Here is a 17,370-nt window from a genome sequence, read left to right as displayed (position 1 = left end):
CACTGAACCGTTCCGCGTTGATGCGAAAATGGTCGCTCCACAACAGCACGGAGCAGATCGATGGATGGACGGCGCCAGAATTCTCGACTTGATGATTTTGTCTGGCAAGCCCGCGCCTGTCCATCTCGGCTTGGCCGGCGTTCTCTTGAAGGGGACGGGGAGGAAAGGCAAAGACCGGAGCGAGCAACATTCGCATGTCCGGAAAGCGCCGAGAGGCATCACCCGCCTGGGGCCGTGGGCACAGCACAGGACGACGGCTCCCTCGTGCGTGCGGAGAGCCAAAAGCCCAGGCGCCGCTCCTCGAAGCGCCTGTGCATATCTTGCAGGCCGAAGGCGGGGCCTTCCGCGCAGCTTCCGGCGCAACGGCCGGAGAAACTTACTCCGTGACCTGCAGGTTGACCGCCTTGGGGCCCTTGCCGCGACGGTCCGGCTCGGTGTCGTAGCTGACTTTCTGGTTTTCCGTCAGTCCGGTCAGGCCGGAAGATTGCACGGCGGAGATGTGGACGAAGATGTCCGCGCCGCCATTGTCCGGCTTGATGAAGCCGTAGCCCTTATCGGTATTGAAAAATTTCACGGTGCCAGTCTCGGCCATACTTCAAGGTCCTTTTCTCACCGCCCCGCTTGCACGAAAATGGGCGGTATTCCAATGCTCGTTTTGCCCTTCTGGGCAGCGCAGGCGTTTCTCGAATTTTTAAGGAAAGGTACCTTTATTACCGCGGCTCCGGACGACCTGAACACGACTACAGGCCAAATCCTTCAAAGGCCGCCCGGAAAGTTAGCGTTTCCGGCGCGCATGAGATTATATGGTCTTCCCGTGCTCGCAAAATGCCCGAACACAATCAGAATGCGGTGTTTACACGAATTTGGCAAGCGAAACTTTGACAATCGATGGAGAAGGCATCTCAATGCGCGCTGGAAGCTGTATTGGTTCGGACAATTCGAAGCGCTTCCAAGAACATCGATCACGGATATACTGAGGCGGACTTCGGGCCGCTGGTCGCCAGGATGATCGGGAATGGCGCGCGCGCCTTACCCGGCTCTAGCTTTTTGGCCTGAAGCTGGTGTAGGGGAGGGGAACGGCGAAGCCCCGACGAGAACGGACGCGCCGACGGTGCGCGATGCGATATTGAGATTTCCGGGAGATGCCCATGCGTCACAGATTGTCGTTTCGGATTGCCGCCTTCGCCCTCGCCCTCGGCTTCGTTCCCGCCGGCGCATTCGAATATCGTCAGATCGACGACTGGGCCGTGAGCTGCGACAATGCCTATGTCTGCACGATCTCGCTCAACCCGCCGTCGCCGCAGGGCGGCAATGCCGATCTCGCCGCGATCCAGTGGCACAGAAGCGCCGATCCCGCAGCGCCGCTTTCGCTCAGCCTGCCCTTTCCGCCCGGCTTCTTCCAGAAAGGCGATGCAAAGGGCGCCTTCCGCATCAGCATCGACGGCGTCGAGGCCTATGGCGTCGCCATCGCTGATCTTGCCAAGGACGAAGCCGTCGGCACTTTCGGCGTCAGCGATCCCGCGGCGCTGGCGGCGTTGTTTGCAAAGATGACGGCCGGCACAAGCGCGACGATCGCCTATAGCGGCGGGCTTGGCGATTTTGCCTCGACCATCGCGCTTGCCGGCCTTTCCGACAGCGCCCGTTTCGTTGATGACCTGCAGGGCCGCAAGGGCCGCACGGACGCGCTGGTGGACAAGGGCGCCGCCGCGCCGCCCGAGAGCGTCAGCGTCTGGTCGATCGACAGCTACAAGCAACTGCCGCCGTCGATCCTCAGAAATCTCAGCGACGAGAACAGCGTTTGCTACACCGATGAGGCCCATCTCGATCAGGCCGATGCCTTCGGGTTCAATGCCGGCGCCAGCACGATCATGCTCCTGCCCTGCGGGCCGTCCGGGGCCTATAACCAGCCCTACCAGCTTTATGTCGGCAAGGACCAGGAATTCCACCGGGCCGAGTTTCCGAATGTCAGCGAGGCCGGCATCACCGTCCTCGACACGGTCTACAACGTCAATTTCGATCTCGACAACCGCAAGCTTTCATCCGTCTATCTCGGACGCGGGCTCGGCGATTGCGGCCTGGCGCATTACTGGAGCCTCGAGGAGCAGGCGACGGGCAACCCGCTCGTACTCACCCATGAGCGCGCCAAGAGCGCCTGCGACGGCAAGGATGTCGGCGCCGCCAACTGGCCGGTGACCTGGCAGACGACGCTCGGGCGGCACGGAGATGCGGCGGAAAAGGCCAACACGGCCAACAAGGCCGATAACGCCGCCAACGCCTCCGAGGCGAAATAGAGCATCGGGCGAAATAGGGATTACCGGTTTTTCGATAACCCGATGCGCCTAAACAAAGAGATGGATCATCGGGCGGTTCAGATTAACCGCCCGATGATCCAGCATCGTCGTTCAGGGACGGTAGACCCGGAGCAACTGCCCGTTCGCCTCGTCGGTCGTCAGCAGCACCGCGCCGTCGGGCGCGACCTTCACGTCGCGCAGCCGGCCGAAGCGGTCTTCGAACAGACGGTGTTCCGCCGTCGGCTCGCCGTTCTCGTCAAGCGCGACATGGGCGAGCAGCCGGTCCTTCAGCGCGGTGACGAGGAAGTCGCCGTCCCATTCGGGAAACATCTCGCCGCGATAGACGGCGATGGCGCCGGGCGCGATCGAGGGGTCCCAGTAATAGAGCGGCTGTTCCAGCCCCTCCGCATGGGTGCCCCGGCCAATCTCGGCCCCGGAATAATGCACGCCGTAGGAGATTTCCGGCCAGCCGTAATTGGCGCCGGCCTCGGGGATGTTGATCTCGTCGCCGCCGCGCGCGCCGTGCTCAACCGTATAGAGAATGCCGGTCGCGGGGTCGATGGTGATTCCCTGCGGATTGCGGTGGCCGATGGACCAGGTTTCGGCAGACGCGCCGCTTTCTCCGGCATAGGGGTTATCGTCCGGCACGCTGCCATCGGGGCGGATGCGCAGGATCGAGCCCGCATGGTCGCCGGCGTCCTGGGCGCGGTTACGCTCGCCGCGGTCGCCGATCCCGAAATAGAGGTTGCCGCCTTCGTCAATGGCAATGCGGGAGCCGAAATGGCGGTTGGTGCCGGTAAACCGGTTCATGGCGAAAATCCGCTCGACCGTACCGAGTTGCGCTGCCGCGCGATCAAGGGTCGCGCGGAACACCGCGGTGCCCTGGCCGCCATCGCCGGAGATCGAAGCGGTGAAGTAGATCACGCGATTGTCGGCAAAATCCGGATCGAGCGCCACGTCGAGCAATCCGCCCTGACCTGCCGCGTAGACCTCCGGCAGGCCCGAGACTTCGCGTATGCCGCCCTCGGCATCGATGAGGTTCAGCCGGCCGGGCCGTTCGCTCACCACGAAGCCGCCGTCGTCAAAGGGTTCGACGGACCAGGGATGGGCAAGGCCCGAGGCGATCTCCTCAACGGCAAGCGGCGGCGTTTGGGCGCGTGCGGGCTGGGCCTGCGCCAGGGCTGCGGCAACGGCAACGAGCGCGACGGTCTTCGGAAAGGCAAAGGTCACGGGCGGCCTCCTCTGGCATGAGATGCGAACATCGTCCTCGCCATTGAGCTAGGCGCGATCCGGCGCCCGGCAAGGGGCTGGCATCACACAAGATTGTGAGTCGAAGAAGACCGGAAGACGCCGGCCCCTGTTGGAGCCGAACTGCCGCGGCAGGATCAGGAGGGGAAATGGCGCGCCCGACAGGATTCGAACCTGTGACCTTTGGAATCGGAATCCAACACTCTATCCAGCTGAGCTACGGGCGCCCTTGCGTTCCCGCCTGGCGGGCTCGCATTGCCGCGTTGTTTAGCGCAGCTTTGGGCGCGCATCAATCGCAAAAAAGACAAAACGCTCGGAAAGGCCGCAGGCCCGTGCATCCGTCGGTGCGCAGGCGGCCGGAGAGCTATAGACCAAAGTAGAAGTAAGCGCTTGCTAACCTGAAGTGTCTGTCGTGAAAAAGTCATTTACGCCAGAATGTTAATGTCCATCCCGGTCGACATATAGCAGAATTGGTATATCTGCTTCGGCGTTCTCAATTTGACACCCCACGCCCCTTGAACGAGGTTCGAAACGCGATCTGCGACCCGCTCACGGCTTCGTTTCAGCCCGCCGGGAGGGCGGAAGACGCCGGGTGGTGCGCCCGGTGCGGGGGGCAGACGAAACGCACGTTTCGTGAATTGGGAGAGAGAGATGAAACTCGTAGTATCTGCATTCGCCATTGCGGCAATGGCGGTGACATCCTTTGCCGTGCCGGCCTTTGCGCAGGACAAGGGCACGATCGGCATCGCCATGCCGACGAAATCGTCCGCCCGCTGGATTTCCGACGGCGAATCCATGGTCCGGCAGTTCAACGAAGCCGGTTACGCCACCGACCTTCAATATGCCGAGGACAATATTCCCAACCAGCTGTCGCAGATCGAGAACATGATCACCAAGGGCGTCGATGCCCTGGTCATCGCCTCGATCGATGGCACGACGCTGTCCAACGCGCTCGCCAATGCGGCGGCCGCCGGCATTCCCGTCGTCGCCTATGACCGCCTGATCCGGGAGAGCGGCGACGTCGACTATTACGCCACCTTCGACAACTTCCAGGTGGGCGTCCAGCAGGGCTCCAGCCTCGTCAAGGGCCTTGAGGAGCGTTTCCCGGACGAAGAGGTCTGGAATGTCGAATTGTTCGGCGGCTCGCCGGACGACAACAACGCGTATTACTTCTATGACGGCGCCATGTCGGTGCTGCAGCCGATGATCGATGACGGCAAGATCGACATCGTTTCCGGGCAGATGGGCATGAACCAGGTCGGCACGCTGCGCTGGGACGGCGCCGTTGCCCAGGCGCGCATGGATAACCTTCTGTCGGCAAACTATACCGACGAGACCATCCACGGCGTCCTGTCTCCCTATGACGGTCTTTCCATCGGCATCCTGTCTTCGCTCAAGGGCGTCGGCTACGGCTCCGGTGACCAGAAGATGCCGATCGTGACCGGCCAGGACGCCGAACTGCCCTCGATCAAGTCGATCAATATGGGCGAGCAGTACTCCACCGTTTTCAAGGACACCCGCGAGCTCGCCCGCGTCACCGTCGGCATGGTCGAGGCGCTGCTTGAAGGCGGCGAGCCGGAGATCAACGACACCAAGACCTATGACAACGGCGTGAAGGTCGTGCCCTCCTATCTGCTCGCGCCGGTTGCCGTCGACGGTTCGAACTGGGAGGAAATCCTGGTCGACCAGAGCGGCTACTACACGCTCGAGCAGATCAAGCAGTAAATCCGAACATGAAAGAAAAGGCGGGGCGCGGGCTCCGCCTTTTTCTGGTTTCCGCGGCCGTTTGCTGCTAGTTTCCGGTCGAAGCGCAAATGTGCAGGCGCAGCATGCCGGAGATTACTGATTTAAGTACGGTCTAAAGAGAAAAATAACGACAAATGACAGTATATGACGTTTGTCAAAAGAATATGTTTTGCAGCGCACAAAGTGTTTTCAATCGAATAAATTGATTTGACTAACGTGCCTCAAGATGTATCGTCACCCCCGTCCGCGATGGCCGAAACCGGCAAGTGCCGGGTGCCTTGCGGAAGGAGCCGGAAGGACGCTGAAAAGCGTTTCGACCGATGGCATTACGTTTCAAGTCGAGGTCGTGGCCGGAAGCCTTCGACCTCCAAATGGGAGAGAGACATGAAAAGCGTTATCTCGATGCTTGCTGCCGCAAGCGTGGCCGTGGCGGCGCTTGCGGCGCCGGCGATCGCGGCCGACAAGGGCTATGTCGGCATCGCCATGCCGACCAAGGGTCTGGACCGCTGGAACAAGGACGGCGCGTCCATGGTGCAGCAGTTCCAGGAAGCCGGCTACAAGACCGACCTGCAATACGCCGAAAACGAAATTCCCGCGCAGCTCTCGCAAGTCGAGAACATGATCACCAAGGGCGTCGACGTCCTCGTGATCGCCGCAATCGACGGCGGCTCGCTGACGGCGCCGCTGGCCAATGCCGCAGCAGCCGGTATTCCGGTCATTGCCTATGACCGCCTCATCCTCAACACGCCGAATGTCGATTATTACGCCACCTTCGACAACTTCAAGGTCGGTGTCATTCAGGGCAACAGCCTGGTCGAAGGCCTGAAGTCCCGCTTCCCCGACACCAAGCCCTGGAATGTCGAGCTCTTCGGTGGTTCGCCCGACGACAACAACGCCTATTTCTTCTACAACGGCGCCATGTCGGTGATCCAGCCGCTGATCGATTCCGGCGACATCGTCATCCCGTCGGGCCAGATGGGCATGGACAAGATCGGCACGCTGAACTGGTCGAATGCGGCCGCCCAGGCGCGCATGGACAACCTGCTTTCGGCCTATTACACGCAGCAGCCGCTGCACGGCGTCTATGCCTCCAATGATGACCTCGCCATGGGCGCGATCTCCTCGCTGAAGAGCCTCGGCTACGGCTCCGGCGACATGAAGATGCCGATCATCACCGGCCAGGATTCGAACCTGCCGAACGTGAAGGCGATCATCGAAGGCCTGCAGTATTCCTCGATCTTCAAGGATACCCGCAAGCTTGCCGAAGTCACCGTCGGCATGGTCGAGGCAATTTCCGAGGGCAAGCAGCCGGAAATCAACGACACCTCGACCTACAACAATGGCGACAAGGTCGTGCCGTCCTACCTGCTGGAGCCGGTCGCCGTGACCAAGGACAACTGGAAGCAGATCCTGGTCGACGACAGCGGCTACTACACGATGAAGCAGATCGAAGAGTAACCCCGAGAGCTTCGCGTGGGGCCTGCCGCCGGCCGTTCCGGTCGGCGGCGGCGCCGGGCGCCAGCCGGGTGAGGGTGTCATGACAACATTGCTCGAAATGAAAAAAATCACAAAGACCTTTCCGGGCGTGAAAGCGTTGAGTGATGTCGATCTCGCTGTCGAAGAAGGCGAAATCCACGCGCTTGTGGGCGAAAACGGCGCTGGCAAGTCGACGCTGATGAAGGTTCTTTCAGGCGTCTATCCGCATGGCAGCTATGAGGGCGAGATTTATTATGCCGGCGAACTGGCGACGTTCGGCGGTATCTCGGACAGCGAAAAGAAGGGCATTATCATTATCCATCAGGAACTTGCCCTGGTTCCGCAACTGTCGATCGCCGAGAATATCTTTCTCGGCAACGAGGTCGCCAAGTCCGGCGTGATCAGCTGGCCGGATACCTATCAGAAGACCGAAAAACTGTTGCGCAAGGTGGGGCTGAAGGATCCGCCCGCAACCCTCGTCGAAAAGATCGGCGTCGGCAAGCAGCAGCTTGTCGAGATCGCCAAGGCGCTGTCGAAGGACGTGCGGCTTTTGATCCTCGACGAGCCGACCGCGGCCCTTTCGGAAAGCGACAGCGCCAAGCTCCTGAGCCTGCTTCTGGAACTCAAGCAGCAGGGCATCACCTCGATCCTGATTTCCCACAAGCTGAACGAGGTCGAACAGGTCGCCGACAGCATCACCGTCATTCGCGACGGCGCTTCGGTCGCCGATATCGATTGCCACAAGGAAGAGGTCAGCGAGGCGAAGATCATCCAGGCCATGGTCGGCCGGGCGATGGAAAACCGCTACCCCGACCGCGAGCGCAACATCGGCGAGGAGCTGATGGCGGTGAAAGACTGGAGCGTCTGGCATCCCGAGCAGACCGACCGCAAGGTGATCAAGAACGTCAAGTTCAATGTGCGCGCCGGCGAGATCGTCGGCATTGCGGGGCTGATGGGCTCCGGGCGCACCGAGCTTGCCATGAGCATTTTCGGCCACAGCTACGGCCGCAACATTTCCGGTGAGGTCTGGCTCGGCGGGCAGAAGGTCGATGTCTCGACCGTGCCGAAGGCGATCTTCGCCGGCCTTGCCTATGTGACCGAGGACCGCAAGGCGCTCGGGCTCGTGCTGGACGAGCCGATCACCAAGAACGTCACGCTGGCAAACCTTCCGGGCGTTTCGAAATACGGCGTGCTGAACACGGCGGAAGAGACCAAGACGTCGGAATACTATCGCAAGGCGATGAATATCCGCACGCCGACGGTGGCCCAGCGCGTGGTCAATCTTTCGGGCGGCAACCAGCAGAAGGTCGTTCTGTCCAAATGGCTGTTCACCCAGCCGGACGTGCTCATCCTCGATGAGCCGACCCGCGGCATCGATGTCGGCGCGAAGTTCGAGATCTACAGCCTGATGAACCAGCTTGCGGCCGAAGGCCGCGGCGTGGTGATGATCTCGTCGGAAATGCCGGAACTGCTCGGCATGTGCGACCGCATTTACGTTATGAACGAGGGGGCATTGGTGGGAGAGCTGGACGCCGCAGAGGCGAGCCAGGAACGCATCATGTCCTTCATTGTCAGAAAATAGAAAGAGATGACGATGAATACTCCTGAGGAAAATGCAGGCCAGAGCAAACCCTCGATTCGCTCCTACCTGACGCTGAGAATGCGCGACTACGGCATCTTGCTTGCGCTGATTGTCATCATCGCCTTCTTCCAGATCGTGACCGACGGCGTTCTGATGCGCCCGGTCAACATCACCAACCTGTTCCTGCAGAACTCCTATGTCATCATCATGGCGCTTGGCATGCTGATGATCATCGTGGCAGGGCATATCGACCTGTCCGTCGGCTCCATCGTCGGTTTCATCGGCGCGCTTGCCGCCGTGCTGATCGTGCAATGGAACGTGCCGGTCATCGTCACGATTTTTGTCTGCATCTTCGCCGGCATGCTGATCGGCGCGTGGCAGGGTTACTGGGTCGCCTACTGGAAGATCCCGTCCTTCATCGTCACGCTGGCGGGCATGCTGATCTTCCGCGGCCTGTCGCTGTGGCTCCTGAACGGCCAGTCCGTCGGTCCCTTCCCGAGCTCGTTCCAGCTTCTGTCCACGGGCTTCGTGCCGGACATTTTCGGGGTCGGAAAGCCGAACATGACGGCGCTTGCCGCCGGCATCATCGCCGCCGCCGCGATCGTCTATCTCGCCTGGCGGGCCCGTTCGCGCAATGTTGCCTACGGCATCGAGGATGAACCCTATTCCTTCTTCCTCGGCCGCAACATCATCGTCGCGGCGGTCCTGGTCTTCGTCTCGTGGAAGCTCGCTTCCTTCCGCGGCCTGCCGAACGTTCTGGTCTCCATGGCGATCCTGACGGTGATCTACACCTTCATCACCGAAAGCACGACCTTCGGCCGCCGCGTCTATGCGATCGGCGGCAATGAGAAGGCGGCAGCCCTTTCCGGCATCAACACGAGACGTTTGAACTTCATCGTCTTCGTCAACATGGGCATGCTCGCAGCCCTTGCCGGTCTCGTCTTCGCGGCCCGCCTCAACATCGCGACCCCGAAGGCCGGCAACGGCTTCGAGCTCGATGTCATCGCGGCCGTCTTCATCGGCGGTGCGTCGATGTCCGGCGGCGTCGGCAAGATCGTCGGCGCGGTTGTCGGCGCCTTCATCATGGGCATCATGAACAACGGCATGTCGATCATGGGCATCGGCATCGATTACCAGCAGGTGATCAAGGGCCTCGTCCTGCTCGCGGCCGTCGTCTTCGACGTCTACAACAAGAACAAGGCCTGACGGCGAAAGTCACGGGCCGAAAATCAAAGAGGGGCAGGGCGGTTTCCGCTCTGCCCCTCTTTTTTTGCGTTCTGCGCGGCCTGTCAGCCGCGCCTGCGGCAGGACGAGCGCACGATCAGCCGCGACGGCAGGCGCAGGAGCCGCGGAGGCGTGGCCCGGGCGGTCGTGTCCTCGGCCTCCAGCCGCTCGATCAACATGCCGGCGGCGGCTTCGGCGATCGCCGGAATGTCCTGATCGAGCGAGGTGATCTCGGGATCGAATCCCGCCGAAAAATGCAGCCCGTCGAAGGAAATCAGCGAGACGTCATCCGGCGCCTTCAGCCCCATCGACTTCAGGCCCTGCAGCACGCCGCGGGTCTGCATCGTGTTGATCGTCACGATCGCTGTCGGCCGGTTCTGCCGCGACATCAGATCCTGCGCGGCCCGGAAGGCCTGATCCTCGCGTTGATGATGGGTGTAGACGAAGTTGTCGGGAACCGGGTGTCCGGCCTCGCTGAGCGCCGCACGGGTGCCCTCCAGCCTGTCGTCGGACACCGAGATCCCTGTGCGCCCGGCAATCACGGCAATATCGCGGTGACCGAGCTGCAGCAGATGGTGGACGATCAGGCGGGCGCCAAGCGCATTGTCGTCAACGACGCAATCAAACGGCGCGCCCTCTATGATGCGGTCGATGATCACAGTCGGGCGCCTGAGCGCGGGGATGATGTTTTCCGCGTAGCGCTCTCCGAGGCATGTGGGAAAGAGCACCAGTCCCGCCACCTGATGGTCGCTCATGCGGGCGATGTCGGCCAGCTCGCGCGCGGGATCGTCGCCGTTGGAGGCGAAGAACATCGAATAGCCCTTGTCGGAGAGCGCCGCCTGCATGCTGCGGGCAATGCTGGCGGCATAGGGCGCCGCGATATCGGGCACGAGCAGGCCGATCTGGCGCGAGCGGCCGAGGCGCAGGTTCCGCGCCACCGGATTGGGCACGTAGCCAACGGCCGCGATCGCAGCATTGACCCGGGCGCGTAACGTTGCGCTGACCGGCGCGCTGTCATTGATCGTGGCGGAAACAGTGGTTACGGAGACGCCGGCGGCCTTCGCTACATCCTTGATTGTGGCCATTTTTCCCCCTGATTCAATACCCTCTGTTTACACGGTTTTTCTCAAATCGCCAGCGTGTTCAGCGGAATCGGCTTGATCATTGTCTGATTTCACGGTAAATACGTAACGTTTCGTGTATTTAGTATACGAAGAATAGGGGATAAAAGCGACCTGTTCGTGGAGGATGCGAAAGGTTGCGTGTTTCGGGAGGGAAAATTGAAGACATCCGCCTTGTTTCTGGCCGCCGCCCTGGCGACCGCCGCCGCGCCGGCCTTTGCCGATGACAGCGTGCTTCGTCTGCGCATGAACGGCGACATCAATTCCGTCGATCCGATCTCGACGACCAACTACACCATCCGCAATGCCAGCTATCTGATCTATGACGTGCTGTTCGCGCTGGACGAGAATTTCGAGGTTCAGCCGCAAATGGCCGAGAGCGTCGATGTTTCCGATGACGATCTGGTTTATACCATCACTTTGCGCGACGGTTTGACCTTCCATGACGGCAGTCCGGTCACGGCCGAAGATGCCGTGGCCTCGCTTCAGCGCTGGGGCAAGGTCGACGGGCTCGGCAAGATCATGTTCTCCAAGATGGACAGCATCGAGGCGACCGATGACAAAACGCTCGTCATCACCATGGCCGAGCCCTGGGCCCAGGTTCTGCCGGCGATCGGCAAGATCTCGTCCAATATCCCGGTGATCATGCCCAAACGGCTGGCCGAACAGGATCCGGGCGACCCGGTGACCGAACCGGTCGGCTCCGGGCCCTACCGTCTCCTGGTCGATGAATGGGTGCCGGGCTCGATCGCGCCCTATGAAAAGTTCGAGGGATATGTGCCGCGAGACGAGCCGGCCTCCATGGCCGCGGGCGGAAAAGTCGCGGGTTTCGATCGTATCGAGATCGTCAACATTCCCGACACGGCAACCGCGATCGACGCGCTGCTCGCCGGCGAGATCGACTGGATGGAAGAGGTGCCGGCCGACATGCTGCCGCTCTTCGAAGGCCAGAACGAGGCGGTGGCCGAGCCGGCGCTTCAGTCCGGCAATTCGCTGCAGCTGGTCGTCAACCATCTGAACCCGCCCTTCGACAATCCGAAGATCCGCCATGCGCTGCAGCTCGCGCTCGAGCAGGAGCCCTTCATGCAGGCGATGAACGGCGACAATACCGACCTCTACGAGATCTGCGCGGCCGTCTTCTTCTGCAACACGCCGTTCGAAAGCGACGTCAACACCGACCGGGTTCTGACCCGCGATGTGGAGGCGGCCAAGGCGCTTCTGGCGGAGGCGGGCTATGATGGCACGCCGGTACACATCATGCATGTGACCGATATCGCCGGGCAGGACGCGGCCTATTCGGTGCTGAAGCCGATGCTGGAGGAAGCGGGCTTCGTCGTCGACGAGCAGATTGCCGACTGGGCGACGGTTTCCACCAGGCGCGCGTCGAAGGAGCCGGTCGCGGACGGCGGCTGGAACCTGTTCTTCACCGGCTGGGGTTATGTCGACCAGATCAATCCGATGACCAATGTCTATGTCGCCGGCGCCTGCGGTGACGGCTGGTTCGGCTGGGCCTGCTCGGAAGAACTGCAGGAACTGCGCGAGCAGTTCGCGGCAACGAGCGATCCGGAAGAGCAGAAGCTGCTGGCCACGCGCATGCAGGAGGTCACGCATGACCTCGTGCCCTATGTGCCGCTTGGCCAGGTCTATCCGAGCCAGGGCCTTTCGACCGATCTCGAAGGCTATATCGAAAGCCCCGTTCCGTTCTTCTGGAACGTATCGCGCACCGAAAACTGATTATCATGACGGGCCGAGGCGAGTGACGTCGGCCCGTCTTGCACCAAACTTTCCGGGAGGAACGCGTGCCGGCTTATATTCTCGGCCGACTGGCTGCGGCCATACCGACCCTGCTTCTGGTCTCGGTCTTCATCTTTCTTCTGGTGCATCTGGCACCGGGCGACCCGGCGCTCCTGATCGCCGGCGACAATGCGAGCCCCGCCCAGGTGGAGCAGATTCGCCAGCGGCTGCATCTCGATCAGTCCCTGCCGGCGCAGTTCGTCATCTGGTTTTCCGATGCCGTCCGTCTTGATCTCGGCGCAAGCGTCTATTCGGGCAAGCCGGTGACCGAACTGATCGCCCAGCGCATCGAACCGACCTTCATGCTTGCCGCCTATACGATGACGCTGACCGTGCTGGTCGCTATCCCGCTCGGCACGATTGCCGCGTGGAGGGCCAACGGTCTCGTTGACCGCATCATCATGGCCTTTTCGGTCGCCGGCTTCTCCGTGCCGGTCTTCGCGACGTCATATCTGCTGGTCTATCTCTTCGCCGTGAAGGCGCGCTGGTTTCCCGTCCAGGGCTACGAGCCGCTGTCGGATGGCATCTGGGCAACGCTTGTCTCGCTGACGCTGCCCTCCGTTGCGCTGATGCTCGTGTTCGCCGCCCTCATCGCCCGCGTCACGCGGGCCGCCGTTCTGGAATTGCTGCAGGAGAACTTCGTGCGCACGCTCAAGGCCAAGGGCATGGGCACCGGCCGCATTCTCGCTGTGCATGTGCTGAAGACGGCGGGCGTGCCGATCGTCACCGTCATCGGCATAGGCTTTGCCGCGCTCATCGGCGGCGTGGTGGTGACCGAAAGCGTCTTCAATATTCCGGGGATCGGCAGGCTCACCGTCGATGCCATCGTGCGCCGGGACTATCCCGTGGTGCAGGGCATCATCCTGTTCTTTTCCGTGACGCTCATCCTCATCAACCTGATCGTTGATCTGAGCTACGCATTGTTCGACCCGAGGGTGAGGGGATGACGGCCGTCATGGAAGAGACTGCCAGGAGCGTCCGCGCCTCCGAAACCCGGCTTCTCGTCAGCGAGGGTTTCCGTTTTCTCAAGGTCCACCGCGAAGTCACGATCGTGCTCGCGATGCTGGTTGCCATGGCCCTGGTCGGCGTGTTTGCGCCGCTTCTGGCGGGCGATCCGATGGCGATCAATCCGGCCATGCGCTACCGCCCGCCGTCGGCCGAACACTGGCTCGGGACCGACAATCTCGGCCGCGACGTCTATGCCCGGCTGATCTACGGCACCCGCAATTCCATGGCCGTCGGCTTTGCCGTTGCCGGAATCACCACCCTCATCGGCGTCGCCATCGGGGTCTATGCGGGTTTTTCAGGCCTCGGCGGCGCCATCGTCATGCGTCTCAACGATGCGATGATGTCGATCCCGGCCGTGCTGCTTGCCATCGCGCTCGCCTCGCTGATGGAACAGGGGCTTGCCGCCGTCATCGTCGCCATCACGGTTCCTGAAATTCCGCGCATGGTGCGGGTCGTGCGCGCGCTGGTGCTCGGCATCCGCCGCCAGCCCTATCTGGCCGCCGCCGTTTCGATCGGCACGCGCGGCCTGCCGCTGGTGTTTCGCCATGTGCTGCCCAACATGTTCGGCCCGGTCCTGGTGCAGGCGACCTATGCCTGCGCCTCAGCCGTCATCACCTCTGCCGTGCTTGCCTTTCTCGGCGTCGGCGTCTCGCCGGATATTCCGAGCTGGGGCGGGATGATGGCGGCGGCAAAGTCCATGTTCCGGCTGCATCCCGAACTGATGCTCTATCCGGGGCTTGCGCTCTCGCTGCTGGTGCTGCTCGTCAATATTCTGGGCGACCGGCTTTCCGATGCGGTCGACCCGCGCAAGGCCAAAAGGGGGATATTGTGATGGGCGAGACCTTTCTTTCCGTCGACAATCTGTCGCTGACCTTTTCCGGCAAGGCGGGCATTCACCACGCGCTCATCGACGTCTCCTTTCATGTGGACCGCGGCGAAATCCTCTCCTTTGTCGGCGAATCGGGTTGCGGCAAGTCGGTGACGGCGATGTCGGTGATGCGGCTTCTGCCGCGCCACGGCGTGCATTATCCCTCCGGCAGCATCGTGCTCGACGGAGAAGACCTGCTGCAAAAGAGCGAGCGGGAGATGCGCGCGATCCGCGGCGGCAGGATCGGGATGATCTTTCAGGATCCGATGACCTCCTTCACGCCGGTCCACACGATCGGCATGCAGATCGCCGAGACCGTCGCGCGTCACCGGGGCGTTCCGAAAAAGGCGGCGATGGTCCGGGCGCTGGAAATGCTCGATCTGGTGCGCATTCCCGATGCGAAGAACCGGATCAACGCCTATCCGCACGAGCTTTCGGGCGGCATGCGGCAAAGAGTGATGATCGCGATGGCGCTTGCCTGCGATCCGGAACTGCTGATTGCCGATGAGCCGACAACGGCGCTTGACGTGACGGTGCAGGCGGAAATCCTGGAACTGATCACGGATCTGAGGCGCGATCTCTCCATGTCGGTGATCCTCATCACCCATGATCTGGGTGTCGTTGCCGAGACCGCCGACCGGGTGATGGTGATGTATGCGGGCCGCGTGGTCGAGGAGGGGCCGGTGGCCTCGGTCCTCGGCGGGCCCGCCCATGGCTATACGGCCGGGCTGATCGAGGCCCTGCCGCTGTCGGGCGCTCTTCACCATCGCCGGCCGCTGAAGGAAATTCCGGGCGCCGTGCCGCGTCTCGATCATCGGGTGGAGCACTGCATCTATGCCGATCGCTGCGCCTTCGCGACGCCCGCCTGCAAAACCGTGCTGCCCGAGCATCGGGCGGTCGGGAAAGGTCATCGCGCCGCCTGCCTCAATGCCGGCGATGTCGCCGCGGCGCTTGAGACCAATGAAATCGTGAGGGCTTGGCAATGAATGTGCAGGTGAAGCTTGAAGGCGTGAGCAAGGCCTATGATATCGGCAAGGCCGGGTTCTTCGGCAAACCCCGGCTTCTGCATGCGGTCAACGGCGTCGACCTGGAAATCCGGAAGGGCGAGACGCTCGGCCTGGTTGGCGAGTCGGGCTGCGGAAAGTCGACGCTCGCCCGGCTGATCATGCATCTGGAAAAGCCGACGGAGGGCGCAATCGCCTTTGACGGCGAAGATCTGAACGCCGTTTCCGCCGCGCGGCTGCACGCGGCGCGGCGGCGGTTCCAGATGGTGTTCCAGGATCCCTATGCCTCGCTCAATGCCCGGATGACGGCGCGGGTGATCCTTGCCGAGGCGCTGAGGAACTACCGCTACGGCAGCCCGGCGGAAATCGGCGCCCGCGTCGAGGCCGTGGCGTCGGCCTGCGGCTTGTCCTCCTATCACCTCGACAAATATCCGCATGAGCTTTCCGGCGGCCAGTGCCAGCGCATCGGCATCGCCCGCGCCATCGCGCTCGACCCGGAGATGATCGTGGCCGATGAGCCGGTCTCCGCGCTCGACGTCTCCATCCAGGCGCAGATCATCAACCTGATCCTCAGGTTGCAGCAGGAGATGGGCCTGACGCTGATCTTCGTCTCGCATGATCTTTCGGTGGTCGCCCACATCGCCGACCGGGTCGCAGTGATGTATCTGGGGCGGATTGTCGAACTGGCGCCGGTCCACGACCTTTTTGCCGGAAGCGCGCACCCCTATACCCGGCTGCTATTGTCGGCCGTGCCGCGACCGGCCCCCCAGGGGCAGCGCGAGCGGCTGCTGAAGGGCGAGCTTCCAAGCCCGCTGAACCCGCCGGAGGGCTGTCATTTCCGGCCGCGCTGTCCCCATGCGACGGAGCGATGCCTTTCGAAACCGCCGTTGAGACCGATCGGCCCAGGGCGTCTGGTTGCCTGTCACCATGCCGAAGACCTGGCGGAAACGCCATGAGCGCGGGAGAAAAACAGCCGGTGATGCTGATCCCCGGCCTCCAGTGCGATCGCAGGGTCTGGCAGTTGCAGATTCCGTTTCTGGAGGCGCTCGGTCATGAGGTGATCGTGCCGGAAGAGCATTTTGCGGCGCAAAGCATCGCCGAAATGGCGGAGATCATTGCCCGCCGGCTTCCCGAGAAGGTGCATGTGGCAGGCTGGTCGATGGGCGGTTACATCCTTTGCCGTCTTCTGGCGACACATGCGGAACGGATTGTCGGCGTCGCGATGATCGCGACCTCGGCCCAGCCCGAGAATGCGCGCCGCACGGTAGAGCGTCGCGCCGCGATGATCGCGGCTCGTCAGGTCGGCATGGCGCGAGCCTATCGTGCGAGCCTCGAAGCGTGTTGCTTCCGTCCGGACAATGTGTCGCCTGCGTTGATGGACGATCTCGTGGCCATGGGCGTCGATATGGGGATGGACACATTCTTCTCCCAGCAGGCGGCCATTATCGCCCGAAAGGACGGACGTTCCGCGCTTGCCGCCTATCAGGGCCCGGTCACCATCATCTGCGGCGAACGGGATACGGTGACGCCGCCGGAATTGTCGCGGGAAATGCATGCGATTTCGGCCCGATCGCGCCTGACCATGATCCCCGAGGCCGGCCACAACGCGCCGATCGAGCAGGCCGACGCGGTCAATGCGGCGCTTGGCGCGTGGCTCGCCGAAGGGACGGCGGGAAGCGACGGGGTGCGCGCCGCAACAGCGCCATAAAGTATGTCGCGGTCGGCTGGAAACATCTGACCTCCGCGACAATGCCTCAGGTCCTATGGCTGGCAAATGCCGCATGACTGGCACGGATGCGCCGAGCGGCATCGTGAACGGGACATCCCCGGCACAGATTGCCTGTGCCGGGGCGGGTCGCACCCTGTCCCAGACTGCCGCATTTATCGGGACGCGGCTTATCTGGAGACTTTTCAAACGTTCTAATGCGCCGATTGGTTCCTGATCATGCGAAAAAAACGTCTCGGTTTCGGCCTGCCGTGTGCGCCAGGCAATTTCATCCCCGGCGGA

Annotated in this window: 14 protein-coding genes and 1 tRNA gene; 11 read left to right on the top strand and 4 right to left on the bottom strand. The window is 62.2% G+C overall.

Features of this window, described 5'->3' with window-relative positions:
* Positions 1–376: 376 nt before the first annotated feature.
* A complete protein-coding gene (locus tag AZF01_RS13125; RefSeq protein WP_024708202.1) occupies positions 377–592 on the bottom strand; it encodes a cold-shock protein in 216 nt (71 codons plus the stop codon).
* Between the two features lie 556 nt (positions 593–1,148).
* On the opposite strand from AZF01_RS13125, the gene AZF01_RS13120 reads away from it, so the two are divergent.
* The gene (locus tag AZF01_RS13120) at positions 1,149–2,291 is read left to right on the top strand and encodes a DUF1176 domain-containing protein (RefSeq protein ID WP_161633031.1); all 1,143 of its coding nucleotides are present in this window, start codon (positions 1,149–1,151) and stop codon (positions 2,289–2,291) included.
* A gap of 111 nt (positions 2,292–2,402) precedes the next feature.
* Here the strand turns inward: AZF01_RS13120 and AZF01_RS13115 are convergent, their stop codons facing one another.
* Positions 2,403–3,521 carry a PQQ-dependent sugar dehydrogenase gene (locus AZF01_RS13115; RefSeq protein ID WP_024708204.1) on the bottom strand — a complete coding sequence of 373 codons (1,119 nt, stop codon included), beginning with the start codon at positions 3,519–3,521 and terminating at the stop codon, positions 2,403–2,405.
* A gap of 168 nt (positions 3,522–3,689) precedes the next feature.
* Positions 3,690–3,766: transfer RNA gene (locus AZF01_RS13110), tRNA-Arg, on the bottom strand.
* 424 nt (positions 3,767–4,190) lie between these two features.
* Here AZF01_RS13110 and chvE (AZF01_RS13105) point away from each other — a divergent pair.
* From chvE (AZF01_RS13105) to mmsB, 4 genes are all read left to right on the top strand, one after another.
* Positions 4,191–5,264 (top strand): multiple monosaccharide ABC transporter substrate-binding protein, encoded by a 1,074-nt coding sequence (gene chvE, locus AZF01_RS13105; protein ID WP_024708205.1) that lies wholly within the window; start codon positions 4,191–4,193, stop codon positions 5,262–5,264.
* 405 nt (positions 5,265–5,669) lie between these two features.
* Positions 5,670–6,743 carry a multiple monosaccharide ABC transporter substrate-binding protein gene (chvE, locus tag AZF01_RS13100; RefSeq protein ID WP_024708206.1) on the top strand — a complete coding sequence of 358 codons (1,074 nt, stop codon included), beginning with the start codon at positions 5,670–5,672 and terminating at the stop codon, positions 6,741–6,743.
* 79 nt (positions 6,744–6,822) lie between these two features.
* Positions 6,823–8,343: a multiple monosaccharide ABC transporter ATP-binding protein gene (gene mmsA, locus AZF01_RS13095; RefSeq protein WP_024708207.1), complete on the top strand. Its 1,521-nt coding sequence runs from the start codon at positions 6,823–6,825 to the stop codon at positions 8,341–8,343.
* A gap of 12 nt (positions 8,344–8,355) precedes the next feature.
* On the top strand, positions 8,356–9,549 hold the full coding sequence (gene mmsB / locus AZF01_RS13090) for a multiple monosaccharide ABC transporter permease (protein ID WP_024708208.1): 1,194 nt from the start codon (positions 8,356–8,358) through the stop codon (positions 9,547–9,549).
* 83 nt (positions 9,550–9,632) lie between these two features.
* Here the strand turns inward: mmsB and AZF01_RS13085 are convergent, their stop codons facing one another.
* Positions 9,633–10,652, bottom strand: coding sequence for a LacI family DNA-binding transcriptional regulator (locus AZF01_RS13085; RefSeq protein WP_024708209.1), 1,020 nt, complete (start codon positions 10,650–10,652; stop codon positions 9,633–9,635).
* 195 nt (positions 10,653–10,847) lie between these two features.
* On the opposite strand from AZF01_RS13085, the gene AZF01_RS13080 reads away from it, so the two are divergent.
* The 6 genes from AZF01_RS13080 to AZF01_RS13055 all read left to right on the top strand — a co-directional run bounded on the left by AZF01_RS13080 (position 10,848) and on the right by AZF01_RS13055 (position 17,070).
* Positions 10,848–12,422: an ABC transporter substrate-binding protein gene (locus AZF01_RS13080; RefSeq protein ID WP_152534527.1), complete on the top strand. Its 1,575-nt coding sequence runs from the start codon at positions 10,848–10,850 to the stop codon at positions 12,420–12,422.
* A 65-nt stretch (positions 12,423–12,487) separates the two neighbouring features.
* A complete protein-coding gene (locus AZF01_RS13075; protein WP_024708211.1) occupies positions 12,488–13,429 on the top strand; it encodes an ABC transporter permease in 942 nt (313 codons plus the stop codon).
* A gap of 8 nt (positions 13,430–13,437) precedes the next feature.
* Positions 13,438–14,322, top strand: a complete 885-nt coding sequence (locus tag AZF01_RS13070) for an ABC transporter permease (protein ID WP_081725780.1) — start codon at positions 13,438–13,440, stop codon at positions 14,320–14,322.
* A complete protein-coding gene (locus AZF01_RS13065; RefSeq protein WP_024708213.1) occupies positions 14,322–15,344 on the top strand; it encodes an ABC transporter ATP-binding protein in 1,023 nt (340 codons plus the stop codon). The genes AZF01_RS13070 and AZF01_RS13065 overlap by 1 nt, the downstream gene beginning before the upstream one ends.
* On the top strand, positions 15,341–16,318 hold the full coding sequence (locus AZF01_RS13060; protein ID WP_024708214.1) for an ABC transporter ATP-binding protein: 978 nt from the start codon (positions 15,341–15,343) through the stop codon (positions 16,316–16,318). Before AZF01_RS13065 ends, AZF01_RS13060 begins: the two co-directional genes overlap by 4 nt.
* Positions 16,315–17,070, top strand: coding sequence for an alpha/beta fold hydrolase (locus AZF01_RS13055; protein WP_024708215.1), 756 nt, complete (start codon positions 16,315–16,317; stop codon positions 17,068–17,070). Before AZF01_RS13060 ends, AZF01_RS13055 begins: the two co-directional genes overlap by 4 nt.
* Positions 17,071–17,370 lie beyond the last annotated feature (300 nt).

It is taken from the genome of Martelella sp. AD-3, from assembly GCF_001578105.1.
In the GTDB taxonomy this organism is placed as follows: domain Bacteria; phylum Pseudomonadota; class Alphaproteobacteria; order Rhizobiales; family Rhizobiaceae; genus Martelella.
This window is presented reverse-complemented; position numbering and strand designations above follow the sequence as displayed.

Excerpts from the sequence above, each read along its gene's own strand:
- AZF01_RS13125 (WP_024708202.1), bottom strand. The coding sequence starts at position 592 with ATGGCCGAGACTGGCACCGTGAAATTTTTCAATACCGATAAGGGCTAC.
- AZF01_RS13120 (WP_161633031.1), top strand. The coding sequence starts at position 1,149 with ATGCGTCACAGATTGTCGTTTCGGATTGCCGCCTTCGCCCTCGCCCTC.
- chvE (WP_024708205.1), top strand. The coding sequence starts at position 4,191 with ATGAAACTCGTAGTATCTGCATTCGCCATTGCGGCAATGGCGGTGACA.
- chvE (WP_024708206.1), top strand. The coding sequence starts at position 5,670 with ATGAAAAGCGTTATCTCGATGCTTGCTGCCGCAAGCGTGGCCGTGGCG.
- mmsA (WP_024708207.1), top strand. The coding sequence starts at position 6,823 with ATGACAACATTGCTCGAAATGAAAAAAATCACAAAGACCTTTCCGGGC.
- mmsB (WP_024708208.1), top strand. The coding sequence starts at position 8,356 with ATGAATACTCCTGAGGAAAATGCAGGCCAGAGCAAACCCTCGATTCGC.
- AZF01_RS13085 (WP_024708209.1), bottom strand. The coding sequence starts at position 10,652 with ATGGCCACAATCAAGGATGTAGCGAAGGCCGCCGGCGTCTCCGTAACC.
- AZF01_RS13070 (WP_081725780.1), top strand. The coding sequence starts at position 13,438 with ATGGAAGAGACTGCCAGGAGCGTCCGCGCCTCCGAAACCCGGCTTCTC.
- AZF01_RS13065 (WP_024708213.1), top strand. The coding sequence starts at position 14,322 with ATGGGCGAGACCTTTCTTTCCGTCGACAATCTGTCGCTGACCTTTTCC.
- AZF01_RS13060 (WP_024708214.1), top strand. The coding sequence starts at position 15,341 with ATGAATGTGCAGGTGAAGCTTGAAGGCGTGAGCAAGGCCTATGATATC.
- AZF01_RS13055 (WP_024708215.1), top strand. The coding sequence starts at position 16,315 with ATGAGCGCGGGAGAAAAACAGCCGGTGATGCTGATCCCCGGCCTCCAG.